Annotated in this window: 17 protein-coding genes; 16 read left to right on the forward strand and 1 reads right to left on the reverse strand. The window is 40.3% G+C overall.

From position 1 onward, the window contains the following. Positions 1-144 precede the first annotated feature (144 nt). The 13 genes from AC0VYC_RS00190 (at position 145) to rsmI (ending at position 9283) form a co-directional block, all read left to right on the forward strand. Entirely contained in the window at positions 145-336 is a 192-nt protein-coding gene (locus tag AC0VYC_RS00190; RefSeq protein ID WP_017359334.1) for a sigma factor G inhibitor Gin, read from the forward strand. A 128-nt stretch (positions 337-464) separates the two neighbouring features. After that, entirely contained in the window at positions 465-1079 is a 615-nt protein-coding gene (locus AC0VYC_RS00195) for a 5-bromo-4-chloroindolyl phosphate hydrolysis family protein (RefSeq protein WP_475389126.1), read from the forward strand. Positions 1080-1100: 21 nt separating this feature from the next. Beyond that, the gene (locus AC0VYC_RS00200) at positions 1101-2162 is read left to right on the forward strand and encodes a toxic anion resistance protein (RefSeq protein WP_475389128.1); all 1062 of its coding nucleotides are present in this window, start codon (positions 1101-1103) and stop codon (positions 2160-2162) included. A 77-nt stretch (positions 2163-2239) separates the two neighbouring features. After that, complete coding sequence (locus tag AC0VYC_RS00205) at positions 2240-3646, forward strand: aminotransferase class I/II-fold pyridoxal phosphate-dependent enzyme (protein WP_475389130.1); 1407 nt, start codon at positions 2240-2242, stop codon at positions 3644-3646. Continuing rightward, positions 3643-4281, forward strand: a complete 639-nt coding sequence (tmk, locus tag AC0VYC_RS00210; protein WP_475389132.1) for a dTMP kinase — start codon at positions 3643-3645, stop codon at positions 4279-4281. The genes AC0VYC_RS00205 and tmk overlap by 4 nt, the downstream gene beginning before the upstream one ends. Positions 4282-4360: 79 nt before the next feature. Next, positions 4361-4690 (forward strand): cyclic-di-AMP receptor, encoded by a 330-nt coding sequence (locus AC0VYC_RS00215; RefSeq protein ID WP_012008640.1) that lies wholly within the window; start codon positions 4361-4363, stop codon positions 4688-4690. A 12-nt stretch (positions 4691-4702) separates the two neighbouring features. Continuing rightward, a complete protein-coding gene (locus AC0VYC_RS00220; RefSeq protein WP_008341898.1) occupies positions 4703-5143 on the forward strand; it encodes a YaaR family protein in 441 nt (146 codons plus the stop codon). 11 nt (positions 5144-5154) lie between these two features. After that, the gene (holB, locus tag AC0VYC_RS00225; RefSeq protein WP_024719351.1) at positions 5155-6144 is read left to right on the forward strand and encodes a DNA polymerase III subunit delta'; all 990 of its coding nucleotides are present in this window, start codon (positions 5155-5157) and stop codon (positions 6142-6144) included. Positions 6145-6146: 2 nt separating this feature from the next. Then, entirely contained in the window at positions 6147-6974 is an 828-nt protein-coding gene (gene ricT / locus AC0VYC_RS00230; protein WP_024719352.1) for a competence/sporulation regulator complex protein RicT, read from the forward strand. A gap of 14 nt (positions 6975-6988) precedes the next feature. After that, positions 6989-7342, forward strand: coding sequence for a DNA replication initiation control protein YabA (gene yabA, locus AC0VYC_RS00235; RefSeq protein ID WP_007496228.1), 354 nt, complete (start codon positions 6989-6991; stop codon positions 7340-7342). 55 nt (positions 7343-7397) lie between these two features. Continuing rightward, positions 7398-8141, forward strand: coding sequence for a tRNA1(Val) (adenine(37)-N6)-methyltransferase (locus AC0VYC_RS00240; RefSeq protein ID WP_475389135.1), 744 nt, complete (start codon positions 7398-7400; stop codon positions 8139-8141). Further along, on the forward strand, positions 8128-8427 hold the full coding sequence (locus AC0VYC_RS00245) for a GIY-YIG nuclease family protein (RefSeq protein WP_024719353.1): 300 nt from the start codon (positions 8128-8130) through the stop codon (positions 8425-8427). Before AC0VYC_RS00240 ends, AC0VYC_RS00245 begins: the two co-directional genes overlap by 14 nt. Continuing rightward, on the forward strand, positions 8402-9283 hold the full coding sequence (gene rsmI / locus AC0VYC_RS00250; protein ID WP_039170319.1) for a 16S rRNA (cytidine(1402)-2'-O)-methyltransferase: 882 nt from the start codon (positions 8402-8404) through the stop codon (positions 9281-9283). Before AC0VYC_RS00245 ends, rsmI begins: the two co-directional genes overlap by 26 nt. Positions 9284-9327: 44 nt before the next feature. Here the strand turns inward: rsmI and AC0VYC_RS00255 are convergent, their stop codons facing one another. Next, on the reverse strand, positions 9328-9618 hold the full coding sequence (locus AC0VYC_RS00255) for an AbrB/MazE/SpoVT family DNA-binding domain-containing protein (RefSeq protein ID WP_087975202.1): 291 nt from the start codon (positions 9616-9618) through the stop codon (positions 9328-9330). Positions 9619-10137: 519 nt separating this feature from the next. Between AC0VYC_RS00255 and metG the strand changes: the two genes are divergently transcribed. The 3 genes from metG (at position 10138) to AC0VYC_RS00270 (ending at position 14434) form a co-directional block, all read left to right on the forward strand. Further along, positions 10138-12138, forward strand: a complete 2001-nt coding sequence (metG, locus tag AC0VYC_RS00260; protein WP_041506541.1) for a methionine--tRNA ligase — start codon at positions 10138-10140, stop codon at positions 12136-12138. A gap of 81 nt (positions 12139-12219) precedes the next feature. Beyond that, the gene (locus tag AC0VYC_RS00265) at positions 12220-12987 is read left to right on the forward strand and encodes a TatD family hydrolase (RefSeq protein WP_017359325.1); all 768 of its coding nucleotides are present in this window, start codon (positions 12220-12222) and stop codon (positions 12985-12987) included. A 244-nt stretch (positions 12988-13231) separates the two neighbouring features. Next, complete coding sequence (locus AC0VYC_RS00270; RefSeq protein ID WP_251185612.1) at positions 13232-14434, forward strand: G5 and 3D domain-containing protein; 1203 nt, start codon at positions 13232-13234, stop codon at positions 14432-14434. Positions 14435-14493 lie beyond the last annotated feature (59 nt).

A 14493-nucleotide genomic window follows, 5' to 3' on the forward strand; every position in this document is an offset into this window, starting at 1 on the left:
ACTGGTCTTTTTTGTATTTTAAAAAAGGAACAAACACTCGATCTGGCATGGATACATATACTAAACTATCATCTAAAACATTCTTAATTTTGTATACAATTGAAAGCGCTAGGGCATACTGAAGCTATAAGTGGAGGTGTCACAATGAGCAAAAAAGAGCGAGAAGCAATTTGTTTGATTTGTGAAGAGAAAAAAACAAAGGGAATTTATTTATATCATCAGTTTTTATGCCGAGATTGTGAACGGAAGTTAATTTCTACATCAACCTCGGATCCTAGTTATGCTGATTATGTAAGAAAGCTTAAAAATCTTCATACGCCGCCTTTGTATTCATAGACCATTAGATGGTCTTTTTTTATGGGCAATCGGGGATTGGGCCTGTTTTTTGGAACTTAGTTTGGACATCAACCGTAATAAATAATAAGATAAACAGAGAGCCTGATTATTCATAGGAGTCGATGAACATGAAATCAATTTTTTACACATTTGTATGGGCCGTTCTCTCTACTCTTTTTTCGCTGGTGATTTTAACTGTCAGTATTGGTGTTTTCCATCATCATATTGGATTGTCGATACTGTATGCGATGATTGGGTGGGGTGTGATGTTTGCAGGAAGCCGATGGGCTGCCTTCCAGTTGTTTTTGAAGAAACATGGACTGTCTCGCAGTGATTATGTATATATTAAACAGCACTTAAAAGAAGCTGGGCAAAAGCTGGTTCGTTTGAAGAAAGCTTTATTTGGTGTGAAGAACGTACAGACGATCAAGCATAATTATGAAATTCTTCGGCTTGCACGACGCATCTATACGATAACAAAAAAGGAACCGAACCGGTTTTATGATGCACAGCGGTTTTATTTTGAGAGTTTGGATTCTGTTGTTGAATTAACTGAGAAATATGCACTGCTGTATAATCAGCCGAATCGTAGCCATGAGCTTGAAATGACATTAAGCCAAACTCGAGTCACGCTGACTGAACTGCAAAAGCAATTAACGAATGATTTACAGCAAGTTTTAGGAAGAGATATAGAAGCACTTCATATTGAACTTGAAGTGGCCGATAAAATGATTAAAAAATAGACATGAAAGGAGTCAAACTCGATGAAACCAGAAGATCCAGTCATACCACCAGCCCCATCTACTACAGATCTTCCGTTTCGGGTGTTTGATACCTTATCTGATGAGGAAAAGCAGGAGGCGCTACAACGAGCTGAGAAGATCCCTGACCATCCACAAAAACTGCTTTTCTATGGCACACGTGTGCAGGAACGATTGTTAGAACAATCAAAACAAATGATGCAATATGTGGAGAAAAAAGATATTGACCAAATCGGAGACGTTCTAGAAGCTTTTTTACAGCAACTGCATTTAGTGGAGCCAGAGGATTTATTGCCAAAGAAGCGAGGCTTTTTTTTAAGGTTATTTCAGCGAGAAAAGCGTTCTACTCAGGAGATCATATCTCGTTTTAAACAAGCAGAAGCACAGATAGAGAGATTGTCAGCAAGGCTTCGTTACGCCAGAGGTGTGTTAATTTCGGATCATAAGTTATTGGAGCGTTTATTTGAGGAAAATCAATCATACTTTCAAGAGATGACATTGCAGGTTGCAGCAGTTGAAGCAAAGTTGACGCTGTTAGAGCAACATGCCCTAACAGAATCACAGTCACATGATCGGACATTAGAGGAACAATTGATGAGTCGGGAAGTCGATGAAGAAGAATATATGGAGAGATTAAAAGAACGGAAGTATGATTTGCTGTTGAGCCGTCAAATCGCACTGCAATGTAATGCCCAAATTCGAATGATTCAGCATACAAACCATACATTAGCCAATCATATTCAATCAACTGTTTCCGCATCAATTCCTTTATGGATCAACCAAATGTCGATTGCGTTCAATCATATTCAGCAGCGAGCCAATTCAGCGCTTGAGCAGCGTATCCAGCAAACATATGAACAGGTATCGAAGCAGCAAGGACAGCTGCTTGAAGATGCATCCTTAACGCCTATAGATACGTTGAAAAAGGTTCAGCACCAATTGGCCGAAACATTGCAGGAAACGTTGCAGGTAAAAGAACATGGGAGCCAAGAACGAGCTCAATTAAAAAGTAGCATGCATGAGGCAGAGCAGAAGCTGGTGAATCATAAACCAATAAAGGAATGAGAATCCATCTTTCAGTTCACTTGTTTGAACGTTATAATAGATATAAGATATCGTTTAAGTGAAAAGGGTCGATTTGTTTGAAAACACCTTTATATACAGCATTATCACAACATGCGGAAAAGAAGCCCTATTCTTTTCACGTTCCGGGACATCACAATGGAGATGTCTTTTTTGATGAGGCACGGTCCTATTATGCATCCATTCTTCAGCTGGATGTGACAGAACTTGAAGGTCTAGATGATCTTCACCATCCGACTGGGGTGATTCAAGAGGCAGAGGATTTATTGGCAAAGCTATATGGAGCTAAACAAAGTTTTTTCCTTGTGAATGGCACAACCGTTGGTAATTTGGCGATGGTGATGTCTGCGTGTCAGGCTGGGGAGGGCATTTTCGTTCAGCGAAATTGTCATAAGTCTGTGTTCCATGCGATTGAGCTTGCGGGAGCGACGCCTATTATGTTAGAAACTGAGAGTGATCCGCACTTGCACGTCCCAACTCATGTGACGGAGGAAACAGTCAAACAAGCTATGGCGACACATCCTAACTGCCGGGCAATCGTTTTGACATATCCGAACTACTACGGACATGCAGCTGATTTATCAGGACTCATTCAAATGTGTCATGAAGCTGGCATCATTGTATTAGTTGATGAGGCACATGGTGCTCATTTTGTATTAGGCGGTGCCTTTCCTCCATCTGCCCTTTCCTATGGAGCAGACGTGGTGGTACAATCAGCACATAAAACCCTTCCGGCAATGACAATGGGGTCTTATCTCCATCTTCAAGGAGACCGAATTAATGTGAAGCGGATAAAGACGTTATTAACGATGCTTCAAAGCAGTTCACCTTCCTATCCAATTATGGCTTCGTTAGATGTGGCGAGAGCTTATGTGGAGGAGTTGAAGGGAAAAGGGTTAATGGACGAAATCATGAGAGACTTGGCAAAGCTGAAAGCACAGTTCAATATGATCTCCAATCTCGAAGTGGTTGAGTCTGACTCTTTACCTATGGATCCATTAAAATGTGTCATTCGTTCAACAAAAGGGCTGACAGGCTATGAACTCAAAAAGGTGCTTGAGTCGGTGGAGGTTCACCCAGAACTTGCGGATGAACATCAAGTCTTACTCGTTTTTGGTCTAAGGCAGACAAAGGACATTCCTTTTACAGCTATAGAGCAGGCTCTTCAGCAAAGTGATTCATTGCTTGTAAAAAAAGAGCCTCAAACGGGATCGCTCTTCTTAGAGGACGATCAGCAAAAGCGAGATGTAGAAGCTGTTCCATTCGAAAAAGCAGCTGGCCGGATTAGTGCAGAATCGGTCATTCCCTATCCGCCGGGCATTCCTTTGATGATTAAAGGAGAACCGATTGAATCAGATCAAATTGCGACGTTAAGCCGTTTGCTTGGGCATCAAGTTCATGTGCAAGCAAGTCAGGTAATTCACCAGAGAAAATTATATGTTTATATAGAAGAGGAGACACTATGAGCGGTATGTTTATTACGTTTGAAGGACCGGAGGGTGCTGGAAAAACGACAGTGATTCGAAAAGTGTACGAAGAAATGGAACGTCAAGGATATGCAGTGATGGCGACACGTGAGCCTGGAGGCATCGACATTGCAGAGCAAATTCGTGAAGTCATTTTAAATGAAAAAAATACAAAAATGGACGCAAAAACAGAGGCATTGCTTTATGCAGCAGCTAGAAGGCAGCATTTGGCTGAAAAAGTAGAACCGGCATTGAAGCGGGGGGAAACTGTTTTATGTGATCGTTTTGTCGACAGCTCCCTTGCTTATCAGGGCTATGCGAGAGGACTTGGGATTGAAGAAGTCAAATCCATTAATGATTTTGCCATTGATGGCACGATGCCGCAAATGACCATTTACTTTTCCATTACACCAGAGGAAGGTCTAAAGCGAATTGATGCCAATCAAGGAAGAGAAAAAAATCGATTAGACATGGAAACACTGAATTTTCATAAAATGGTCAGAGAAGGATATGAGCTGCTGATTGCGCAATCACCAGAGCGATTCCGTGTAGTAGATGCGTCTCAGCCTGTTCAGGATGTCTTTAATGAAGTGTTTCAGCTGATTCAGGACACATTAAAGAAAAATCAAATATGACCTCATTCCCAATCGTTGTTATAATATAGAGGAAGACATCGGCATGTCACCTGTGCCTAAAATGAAGGAGGCCAATCAAATGAAATTAATTGTTGCCGTTGTACAGGATCAAGATAGCAGCAAGTTATTGAAAATATTGACCGAACATCAATTCGGCGTGACAAAATTAGCTTCGACTGGTGGATTTCTAAAGTCTGGGAATACGACTTTTATCATTGGTTGCGATGATGTCCGAGTGGATAAAGCGTTACAGCTAATCAAGGAAAATTGCCGTAAACGTGATCAAATGATCGCGCCTGTATCACCAATGGGTGGAAATGCAGATTCATATGTACCATACCCTGTTGAGGTTGAAGTTGGTGGAGCTACCGTCTTTATTCTGCCAGTTGAACAATTTCATCAATTTTAAGGATGGGTTGCTGTGAAAATTAATCAAGATATGCGGCTGCTTTTAGAAAAGCGTGAACTTCAAGCGATGAAAGGAAGCCAAACTTCAGCATCGTTTAAATCATCGATGGAGACACAAAGTGGAAAAATGCGTTTAGAGCAGCTGACAGTCATGCTGAGCGATATCGAAGTCTTCGGCAAAAAACTGACAAAGTCACGAAACCTTAAAGATTTGGCTAGGTTTAAAGGACTTGTGAAACGCTTTGTAAAAGAAACAGTCGATAATGGATTAAATATAGAGACATCAAGGAGCTTTGACATTTATGGCAACACACGAACACTCGCTTTAGTCAAAGCATTAGATGAAAAGCTGATTGAGTTAACAGAGGATATGATGAATCAAGAGAAACCCTCGATTGATTTGCTTGAACGTATTGGAGAAATAAAAGGTTTATTGATTAACCTTTACACATAGAGAGTGATAACATGGCAATTAGCTGGGATGACATGAATGATCTACAGCCGCGCGTCATGCGGCTGATTTTTAATAGTATTGATAAAGACCGACTGGCTCATGCTTACTTATTTGAAGGAAAAAAAGGGACAGGAAAGCTAGATGCTGCGATGCTTTTAGCGAAGAGCTTTTTTTGTTTGGAAGCAGGAGTGAAACCATGCGAGTCCTGTCAAAACTGCAAAAGAATTCAGTCTGGCAACCATCCAGATTTACATCTAGTGCAGCCTGACGGTCAATCAATTAAGAAGGCGCAAGTGCAGGCTTTGCAGGAGGAATTTACAAAAGCAGGCGTAGAATCGCATCGGAAAATGTATATCATTCTCCATGCGGACAAAATGACGGTCAATGCTGCGAACAGTTTATTAAAGTTCCTAGAGGAGCCCAACCGGGAAACGATGGCAGTTTTAATCACTGAACAATCGCATAAAATGCTGGATACGATTATTTCAAGATGTCAGATGCTTAGCTTTCAGCCGCTGCAGCCGCAATCTTTGGAGCAGCAGCTTTTACAAGAAGGCGTGTCTCAGGATCTCGCAAGGCTTTTGTCGAATTTAACCAATAATTTAGCAGAAGCACTCGAATTAAGTCGAAATGATCAGTTTGCAGAGTCTAGAGCGAAAGTGATAAAATTGTATGAAGTCTTACACCAGCGAAAAGAACATGCATTTTTTTATATACAAGATCAATGGATGCCTTTTTTCAAAGAGAAAGACCTTCAAGAAACTGGTCTTGATATGCTTTTATTTATATATCGTGATGTATTGTCGATTCAAATAGGAAATGAAGATAAAGTCATTTATCAAGACTTATTCCAGACAATGAAGCAGCACGCGCTGCATTCCACACAGCAAATGGTGACGAATCAGATCCTTGCTGTATTAGAAGCGAAAAAGAGACTTCAATCCAACGTGAATGCCCAAGGGCTAATGGAGCAATTGGTGTTGATGTTGCAGGAGGGATAAGCTTGTACAACGTAATTGGTGTTCGCTTTAAAAAAGCGGGCAAAATCTATTATTTCGATCCTAATGGATTTCATATAGAAAATGATAGTTGTGTCATTGTAGAAACGGTTAGAGGTGTTGAGTACGGGCAAGTGGTCATCGCCAATAAAAAAGTAGATGAACACGATGTGGTTCTCCCTTTGCGTAAGGTGATTCGCGTCGCAGACGAACGAGACCGGCTCATCGTTGAGGAGAACAAAGAAGCAGCGATGGCAGCCTTTGACACATGTCTTCAGAAAGTAAGTGAACACGGCCTGGAAATGAAACTGGTCGATGTCGAATTTACATTCGACCGCAACAAGGTCATCTTCTATTTTACAGCGGATGGCAGAGTAGATTTCCGTGAGCTGGTCAAGGATCTTGCATCTATCTTCAAGACGAGAATTGAACTTCGTCAAATCGGTGTAAGAGACGAGGCGAAAATGCTAGGCGGCATTGGTCCGTGTGGACGTATGCTTTGCTGTTCAACTTTCTTAGGAGATTTTGAACCTGTGTCCATTAAAATGGCAAAAGATCAAAACCTCTCGTTAAACCCTACCAAAATTTCAGGGCTTTGCGGTCGTTTGATGTGCTGCTTGAAATATGAGAATGATGAGTACGAAACAGCAAAAGAACAATTACCGGACATCGGTGAAACGATTCAGACGTCTAATGGCTCTGCAAAGGTAGTAGGGCTTAATATTTTAGAACGAATTTTGCAAGTTGAATTAACCGGGCAAGAAAAAGTGATAGAATATACTTGGGAAGAATTAATACAAGAAGGCGTTGTATCTGCACAAACAACTGAGTAACGAGGTGTGCCACCTTGGATAAAAAGGAACTATTTGATACGGTGATTAATTTAGAAGAACAAATCGGTTCTCTTTATCGCCAGCTAGGTGATTTGAAAAATCATATTGGTGAAGTGATTGAAGAAAATCACCAGCTGCAGATGGAGAATCAGCACTTGCGTGAACGTCTGGATCAATCCGATCGAGATAAATCGTCTGAGGCAGAGCATGATTCTGCCCAGAAGCCAAGTCATTCTGATATAGGAGAAGGTCATGATAACCTAGCTCGTTTATATCAGGAGGGCTTCCATATTTGTAATGTACATTATGGGAGCATTCGGAAAGAGGGAGACTGTTTGTTCTGTCTGTCATTTTTAAATAAAAAATGAGAAAAGGCTTCCGCTGAATCGGGAGCCTTTTTCACAGGAAAAGAAAGGATATATCATGGTTTCGTTAAGAGAAGATGAACGTTTAGACTACTTGCTTGCAGAAGATATGAAAATTATTCAAAGTAAAACGGTGTTCGCCTTTTCATTGGATGCAGTGTTATTAGCAAAATTTGCGTATGTGCCGATTCAAAAAGGGGAGATTATTGATCTTTGTACGGGAAATGGCATCGTTCCATTGCTGCTTTCGACGAGATCTAAAGCCTCTATTATAGGGGTTGAAATTCAAGAACGTCTGTTTGATATGGCAAAGAGAAGTGTGGCGCATAATCAACTGGAGCAGCAGATTGAGTTGATCCATGGTGATTTAAATGATATGCCTAAACGGTACGGAAACCACAAAGTAGACGTGATTACTTGTAATCCGCCATATTTTAAGACTCCTTCTAAGGATGAAATCAATGAAAATGAGTATTTGGCGATTGCACGTCATGAGATTCATTGTACATTAGAAGATGTCATTCGTGTTTCTTCCACTTTGCTAAAGCAAGGAGGCAAACTGGCAATGGTTCATCGCCCTGGACGGCTGCTTGAGATTGTTGAAATGATGAAGAAATATCGAATTGAGCCAAAACGAATTCAATTTGTATATCCGAAACAGGGAAAAGAAGCGAATACCATTTTAGTGGAAGGGATGAAAGATGGAAAACCGGATTTGAAAATCCTCCCGCCGCTTTTTGTTTATGGAGAAGACCAAGAGTATACAAAAGAAATCAGGACGATACTGTATGGAGAAGCATAGTCATTATTTCTATGTATTGAAATGTGCAGATGGCAGTTTGTACGCTGGGTATACAAATAACTTACAAAAAAGGCTGACTGCCCATAATAGTGGGAAGGGTGCAAAGTATACGAGAGCTAGACGGCCGGTGGAACTCTATTACCACGAATGCTTTTTAACCAAAAGAGAAGCCATGCAACAGGAATATCGTTTCAAAACGTGGACACGTCGAAAAAAGGACATGTATATAGAAGAAAAGCGAATCAAAAAGGAGGCGGCACATGAAAAAGACACAGAAAAGCTTTGATGGTCAATCAGAAATGGGTATTCTTTATCTCGTACCAACCCCGATTGGAAACTTAGAAGATATGACGTTTCGAGCGATACAAACGTTAAAAGATGTAGACTATATTGCCGCAGAAGATACGAGACAAACGAAAAAGCTTTGTCATGTCTATGAAATTGATACCCCATTAACGAGTTATCATGAACATAACAAAGATAGCAGTGGTCATAAGTTAATCGAATGGTTAAAAGAAGGAAAGAACATTGCACTCGTGAGCGATGCCGGTTTACCGACGATCTCTGATCCAGGAGCCGAAGTGGTTCGCGACTTTACGAACATCGGAGGCTATGTCATTCCGTTACCTGGTGCAAATGCAGCACTTACGGCGCTCATTGCGTCAGGAATCGCACCTCAGCCATTTTTCTTTTACGGTTTTCTTGATCGTCAAAAAAAGGAAAAGAAAAAACAGCTGGAAGCATTGAAGAAACGCCAAGAAACAATTGTTTTCTATGAAGCGCCCCATCGGTTAAAAGAAACGCTGACTGTGATGAAAGAAGTGTGGGGGAACCGGAATATTGCCATTACGAGAGAACTGACAAAGAAATTTGAAGAGTTTATTCGTGGAGATTTAGAATACGCGCTGACCTGGGTGACAGAACAACAAATCCGTGGTGAGTTCTGTCTCGTTGTACAAGGAAATGATCAGGATGAAGAAGAACTGAATGAAGAAGCTTGGTGGAATTCTTTATCTGAAAAAGAGCACGTGATCCATTACATAGAGGAAGGGTTAACGTCAAAAGAGGCTATTAAACGTACAGCGGTTGAACGTGGTGTGCCAAAGCGGACGATCTATGATGCGTATCATATTGAACAATAAAGAAAGGTTCTTGCAAACGGTGCAAGAACCTTTTTATATAAAACTTATTTTTGTGATTGAAGTTGGTTTTGGATTTCGTTAATGATTTGCTCTGCACCTTCACGGCTAAGAACTAATTTACCATTAGCAAGTTTAAGGTTATCGTCTGATACTTCACCTGTTACTTGGCAAGTCATGTTTGGTTTATATTTTTTTAGGATAATTTTTTCATCATCAACATAAATTTCCAAAGCGTCTTTTTCTGCGATTCCTAACGTACGGCGAAGCTCGATTGGAATCACCACGCGTCCTAATTCGTCAACTTTACGTACAATACCTGTAGATTTCATCTTCATTCTCCTCCCAAAAAGTTCTTATTCTTAATATAATATTATCTTCGTCATTATTCGACAAATTCCTTACATTCCTAGCATAACAAGGTTTCCATAAATCGTCAATCATTTTGTTTACTATTGTTTGTAAAATATGACTCTTAAAGTCAAAGGACCTTGAAACTACCGGTTTATAAGGATTTTTCAGAATTTATCTATAAAAATATGAAAAATGACGATAACAGATTAACAAGACTTTTGCCCTAATTTAGCCAATTGTAAATCTGAAAATAGATTTCATACGACAATATTCGACAAAATGTCGAGCGGTTTGTCGTTTTTTTCGAAAAACTCATCTTTTTCGTTCATTTCAATCTGTTCTATGTATATATGCTTGATCTTAAAGGCTAAGATGGTATCATAGAGAAAGCACAAGTGCAAAACATAATGAAATGATCTGACACATTTTAATGAAGTATGATGACCGCTCTCGTCCATTGGGCGGGAGTTTTTGACATTTACACACAAGCAGGAGGTTCCGACATGCCGGAAAAGAAAAAAACGTTTTATCTGACTACACCAATTTACTATCCGAGCGGAAAATTACATATTGGACATGCTTATACGACAGTGGCAGGGGATGCCATGGCTCGATATAAACGTCTGCAAGGCTATGATGTGATGTATTTAACGGGTACAGATGAGCACGGACAAAAAATTCAGCAAAAAGCTGAAGAACAAAATATTACACCGATTGAGTATTTAGATCCGGTCGTTGCTGACATTAAATCATTATGGAAGAAACTCGACATTTCAAACGATGATTTCATTCGTACAACGGAAAAAAGACATACGAAAATCATTGAGCAAGTCTTCCAAAAGTTGCTTGATCAAGGAGATATTTATTTAGATCAATATGAGGGCTGGTACAGTATTCCTGATGAAACATTCTATACGGAAACACAGCTTGTTGATGTTGAGCGAAATGAGAAAGGGGAAGTCATTGGAGGGAAAAGCCCAGACAGTGGACACCCTGTTGAATTGATTAAAGAGGAATCATATTTCTTCCGTATGAGTAAGTATGCAGATCGCTTACTAGACTATTACGAAAAGAACCCGTCGTTCATTCAGCCTGAATCAAGAAAGAATGAAATGATTAATAACTTCATTAAACCGGGGTTAGAGGATTTAGCTGTATCAAGAACAACCTTTGATTGGGGCATTAAAGTACCTAATAATCCGAAGCACGTCATCTATGTATGGATTGATGCGTTATTCAACTACTTAACAGCGATTGGCTACGGAACCGATCAAGATGAAAAATATAAAAAATATTGGCCTGCCAACGTACACCTAGTCGGGAAAGAAATTGTACGATTCCATACAATTTACTGGCCAATTATGCTGATGGCACTTGATCTGCCGCTGCCAAAACAAATTTTTGCACATGGCTGGCTGCTCATGAAAGATGGCAAAATGTCTAAATCAAAAGGGAACGTAGTAGATCCTGTTACGTTAATTGATCGCTATGGTCTTGATGCTCTTCGTTATTACCTGCTACGCGAAGTACCATTTGGTGCAGACGGTGTGTTTACACCAGAAGGATTCGTGGAACGTGTAAACTATGACCTTGCCAATGATTTAGGGAACTTACTTAACCGTACAGTGGCGATGGTGCAAAAATACTTCGACGGTACATTAAGCAGCTATAAGGGTCCAGTCAATGAGTTTGATGAGGAACTAAAAGCTGTAGCTGAACAAACGGTGAAAGCTTATGAAGAAGCGATGGAGAACCTCGAATTCTCGGTGGCTCTTTCAAATGTTTGGACATTAATCAGCAGAACAAATAAATATATTGATCAAACAGCTCCTTGGGTATTAGCGAAGGATGAAACAAAACGAAAAGAACTGCATTCTGTAATGTACCATTTAGCAGAATCACTCCGAATCACAGCTGTATTGTTAACACCATTCTTAACAAAAACACCTGAGAAAATCTTCTTCCAGCTTGGAATTGAAGAAGAGAAACTCAAAAGCTGGGAAAGCATTCTTTCTTTCGGTGCGATTCAAAAAGCGACGGTACAAAAAGGTGAGCCGTTGTTCCCTCGTTTAGAGGTTGAAGAAGAAGTGGCATACATTAAAGAGAAGATGCAAGGAAGTGCGCCTAAGGTAGAAGAAGAGTCAGTTGAAATAGAAGAAACTGAATTACCTGAACTGGGTGCCGAAATTGCCTTCGATGATTTTTCGAAAGTTGACCTTCGTGTAGCACAAGTATTGGAAGCAGCACCAGTGAAAAAAGCTGACCGTCTCTTAAAGCTTCAGCTTGATTTTGGATTTGAAAAGAGACAAATTGTCTCAGGGATTGCCAAGCATTATCAACCAGAAGAATTGGTAGGGAAGAAGCTCGTCTGCGTAGCGAATCTCACACCAGTTAAACTAAGAGGGGAAATTTCCCAGGGAATGATTTTAACTGGAGAAACTGGTGGTAAATTGCAGGTTCTTGAAGTAGATCAATCTTTAGCAAATGGAACGAAAATTTTATAATTTAACAAAGGTGTTCCACGTGTAACATTTCGTCGAACACCTTTTGTTTTTCAGAAGAATTGTCGAAAGGAGAAATCAACCATGTTATTTGACACACATGCCCACTTAAATGCTGAACAATATAATGAAGACTTAGAGCAGGTGATTGAAAGAGCCAAAAGTGAAAAGGTAGAGAAGATTGTGGTGGTCGGGTTTGATCGTCCAACCATTACGAGAGCGATGGAGCTAATTGAAGCATATGATTTTATGTATGCAGCCATCGGCTGGCATCCCGTTGATGCCATTGATATGACAGATGAAGATTTGGCTTGGATCAAAGAATTATCTCAGCATGAAAAGGTTGTTGCCATTGGAGAAATGGGTCTAGATTACTATTGGGACAAGTCGCCTAAAGATGTGCAAAAAGAAGTCTTTAGACGTCAAATTGCTCTTGCAAAAGAAGTGAATCTGCCAATTATCATTCATAACCGTGACGCTACGGAAGATGTAGTGACGATCTTAAAAGAAGAAGGAGCGGCAGAAGTCGGAGGAATTATGCACTGCTTTACTGGCAGCCTCGAAATTGCAAAAGCGTGTATGGAAATGAACTTTTATATCTCATTCGGTGGACCTGTGACATTTAAAAATGCGAAAAAACCGAAAGAAGTTGTAAAGGATATTCCAAGTGATCGTCTTCTGATTGAGACAGACTGCCCGTATTTAACTCCAGCGCCATTTAGAGGGAAACGAAATGAGCCGAGCTATGTGAAATATATCGCAGAACAAATTGCTGAATTGCGAGAAATAAGCTTTGAAGAGCTTGCTGCATTGACAACAGAAAACGCGAAAAAAGTTTTCCGTATAAACTGACAGTATATGATGTCAATCCTTGTTTAAGCTTGTCCAATTGTGAAACATAACGAAAAAGTTCTACACGTTTGCGCCTCCTCATAGGATAAGTTGTCGATAAGTCTTTCTTCCCTTCCTTCCAAAAATCTCCCATAATAGGTTTACAATCGAGCATTTTTGTACAGTGGGTGGAAGGGTTGACAGGTTTTGAGATACTCTATATAATCTCTCCGAGGAGAAGGAGGCGTTTTTCATCGTACAAAAAATGAAAAATCTGTTTTCTGTCAAGCTAGGAAAAGGCAAGGTTTTATTTCTAGTCGCTTGCTTGCTTTTAGCTGGAACTGGGACGGCTTACGGTGCGCATGAGCTCACTAAGCAGTCTATTACCATTTCAATCAATGGCAAAGAGAAGACAATTCGTACACATGAAGAGACAGTAGCACAGCTGCTTTCAGACCTTGGAATAAGGACCAGGGCGGAGGATCATATCTCTCCAAGTCTAAATACAAAGATTCAAGACAACATGAACATTGTGTATGATGCGGCTATACCGGTTCATCTCACCCTAGATGGGAAAGAGAAAACGATATGGACAACAGATCAGACGGTTGGAGCATTATTGAAGAATGAGAAGATAGATATTGGGAAGCACGATCAAGTAACTCCAGGAAAGAATGACAAGATTAAAAAGAATATGGATCTTGTGGTTCAGCAGGCCTTCCAGGTCAGCTTAAACGATGGAGGAAAGGATAAGAAAGTGTGGACCACTTCGACTACGGTCGCTGACTTTTTAAAGCAACAAGAGCTGAAGCTCAAGAAGCACGATAAGATCAAACCTGCGTTACATAGTCACCTTTCTAAAAAAAGCGCAGATGTGAAGATCACTCGGGTGGAAAAAGTCACCGATGTAGTGGAAGAGAAAATTGCTTTTGATACCAAACATAAAAAGGATCGATCTCTTGAAAAAGGAAAAGAGAAGGTGCTTGAAAAAGGTGAAGAAGGTAAATTGAAGAAGCACTATGCCATTGTGAAAGAAAACGGCAAAGTGGTGTCTAAAGAATTAATTAAAGAGGTTACTGCAAAAGACAGTAAGGATCGTTTAGTGGCCGTTGGTACACAAGTGTCCAAGAAAGAACCTAAAGCGTCCCCTGCGGTTTCAAGAAGTAATGAATCGTCAGGAAAAGAGTTCTATGTGGCGTCCACAGCCTATACAGCGGGCTGTGCTGGATGTACGGGCAGAACGTCTACAGGATTTAATTTAAAAGCAAATCCTGGTGCAAAGGTCATAGCAGTTGATCCGAGTGTCATTCCGCTGGGCTCTAAAGTGTATGTGGAAGGCTATGGGTATGCCGTTGCATCAGACACTGGATCTGCTATAAAAGGGAATAAAATTGATGTGTTCGTCCCAAGTAAGTCGGCAGCTTATCAATGGGGAAATAAACGAGTGAAAATTAGAGTGCTCAAATAAACACATCAAATCATTTATATGAACAGAGGGCTTTGCGCACCCTCTGTTTTTTTGGTTAT

It is taken from the genome of Bacillus sp. iso_77, assembly GCF_056173625.1.

Excerpts from the sequence above, each read along its gene's own strand:
- holB (WP_024719351.1), top strand. The coding sequence starts at position 5,155 with ATGGCAATTAGCTGGGATGACATGAATGATCTACAGCCGCGCGTCATG.
- AC0VYC_RS00190 (WP_017359334.1), top strand. The coding sequence starts at position 145 with ATGAGCAAAAAAGAGCGAGAAGCAATTTGTTTGATTTGTGAAGAGAAA.
- AC0VYC_RS00200 (WP_475389128.1), top strand. The coding sequence starts at position 1,101 with ATGAAACCAGAAGATCCAGTCATACCACCAGCCCCATCTACTACAGAT.
- AC0VYC_RS00240 (WP_475389135.1), top strand. The coding sequence starts at position 7,398 with ATGGTTTCGTTAAGAGAAGATGAACGTTTAGACTACTTGCTTGCAGAA.
- metG (WP_041506541.1), top strand. The coding sequence starts at position 10,138 with ATGCCGGAAAAGAAAAAAACGTTTTATCTGACTACACCAATTTACTAT.
- AC0VYC_RS00270 (WP_251185612.1), top strand. The coding sequence starts at position 13,232 with ATGAAAAATCTGTTTTCTGTCAAGCTAGGAAAAGGCAAGGTTTTATTT.
- AC0VYC_RS00255 (WP_087975202.1), bottom strand. The coding sequence starts at position 9,618 with ATGAAGATGAAATCTACAGGTATTGTACGTAAAGTTGACGAATTAGGA.
- AC0VYC_RS00195 (WP_475389126.1), top strand. The coding sequence starts at position 465 with ATGAAATCAATTTTTTACACATTTGTATGGGCCGTTCTCTCTACTCTT.
- rsmI (WP_039170319.1), top strand. The coding sequence starts at position 8,402 with ATGAAAAAGACACAGAAAAGCTTTGATGGTCAATCAGAAATGGGTATT.
- tmk (WP_475389132.1), top strand. The coding sequence starts at position 3,643 with ATGAGCGGTATGTTTATTACGTTTGAAGGACCGGAGGGTGCTGGAAAA.
- AC0VYC_RS00265 (WP_017359325.1), top strand. The coding sequence starts at position 12,220 with ATGTTATTTGACACACATGCCCACTTAAATGCTGAACAATATAATGAA.
- AC0VYC_RS00215 (WP_012008640.1), top strand. The coding sequence starts at position 4,361 with ATGAAATTAATTGTTGCCGTTGTACAGGATCAAGATAGCAGCAAGTTA.
- AC0VYC_RS00245 (WP_024719353.1), top strand. The coding sequence starts at position 8,128 with ATGGAGAAGCATAGTCATTATTTCTATGTATTGAAATGTGCAGATGGC.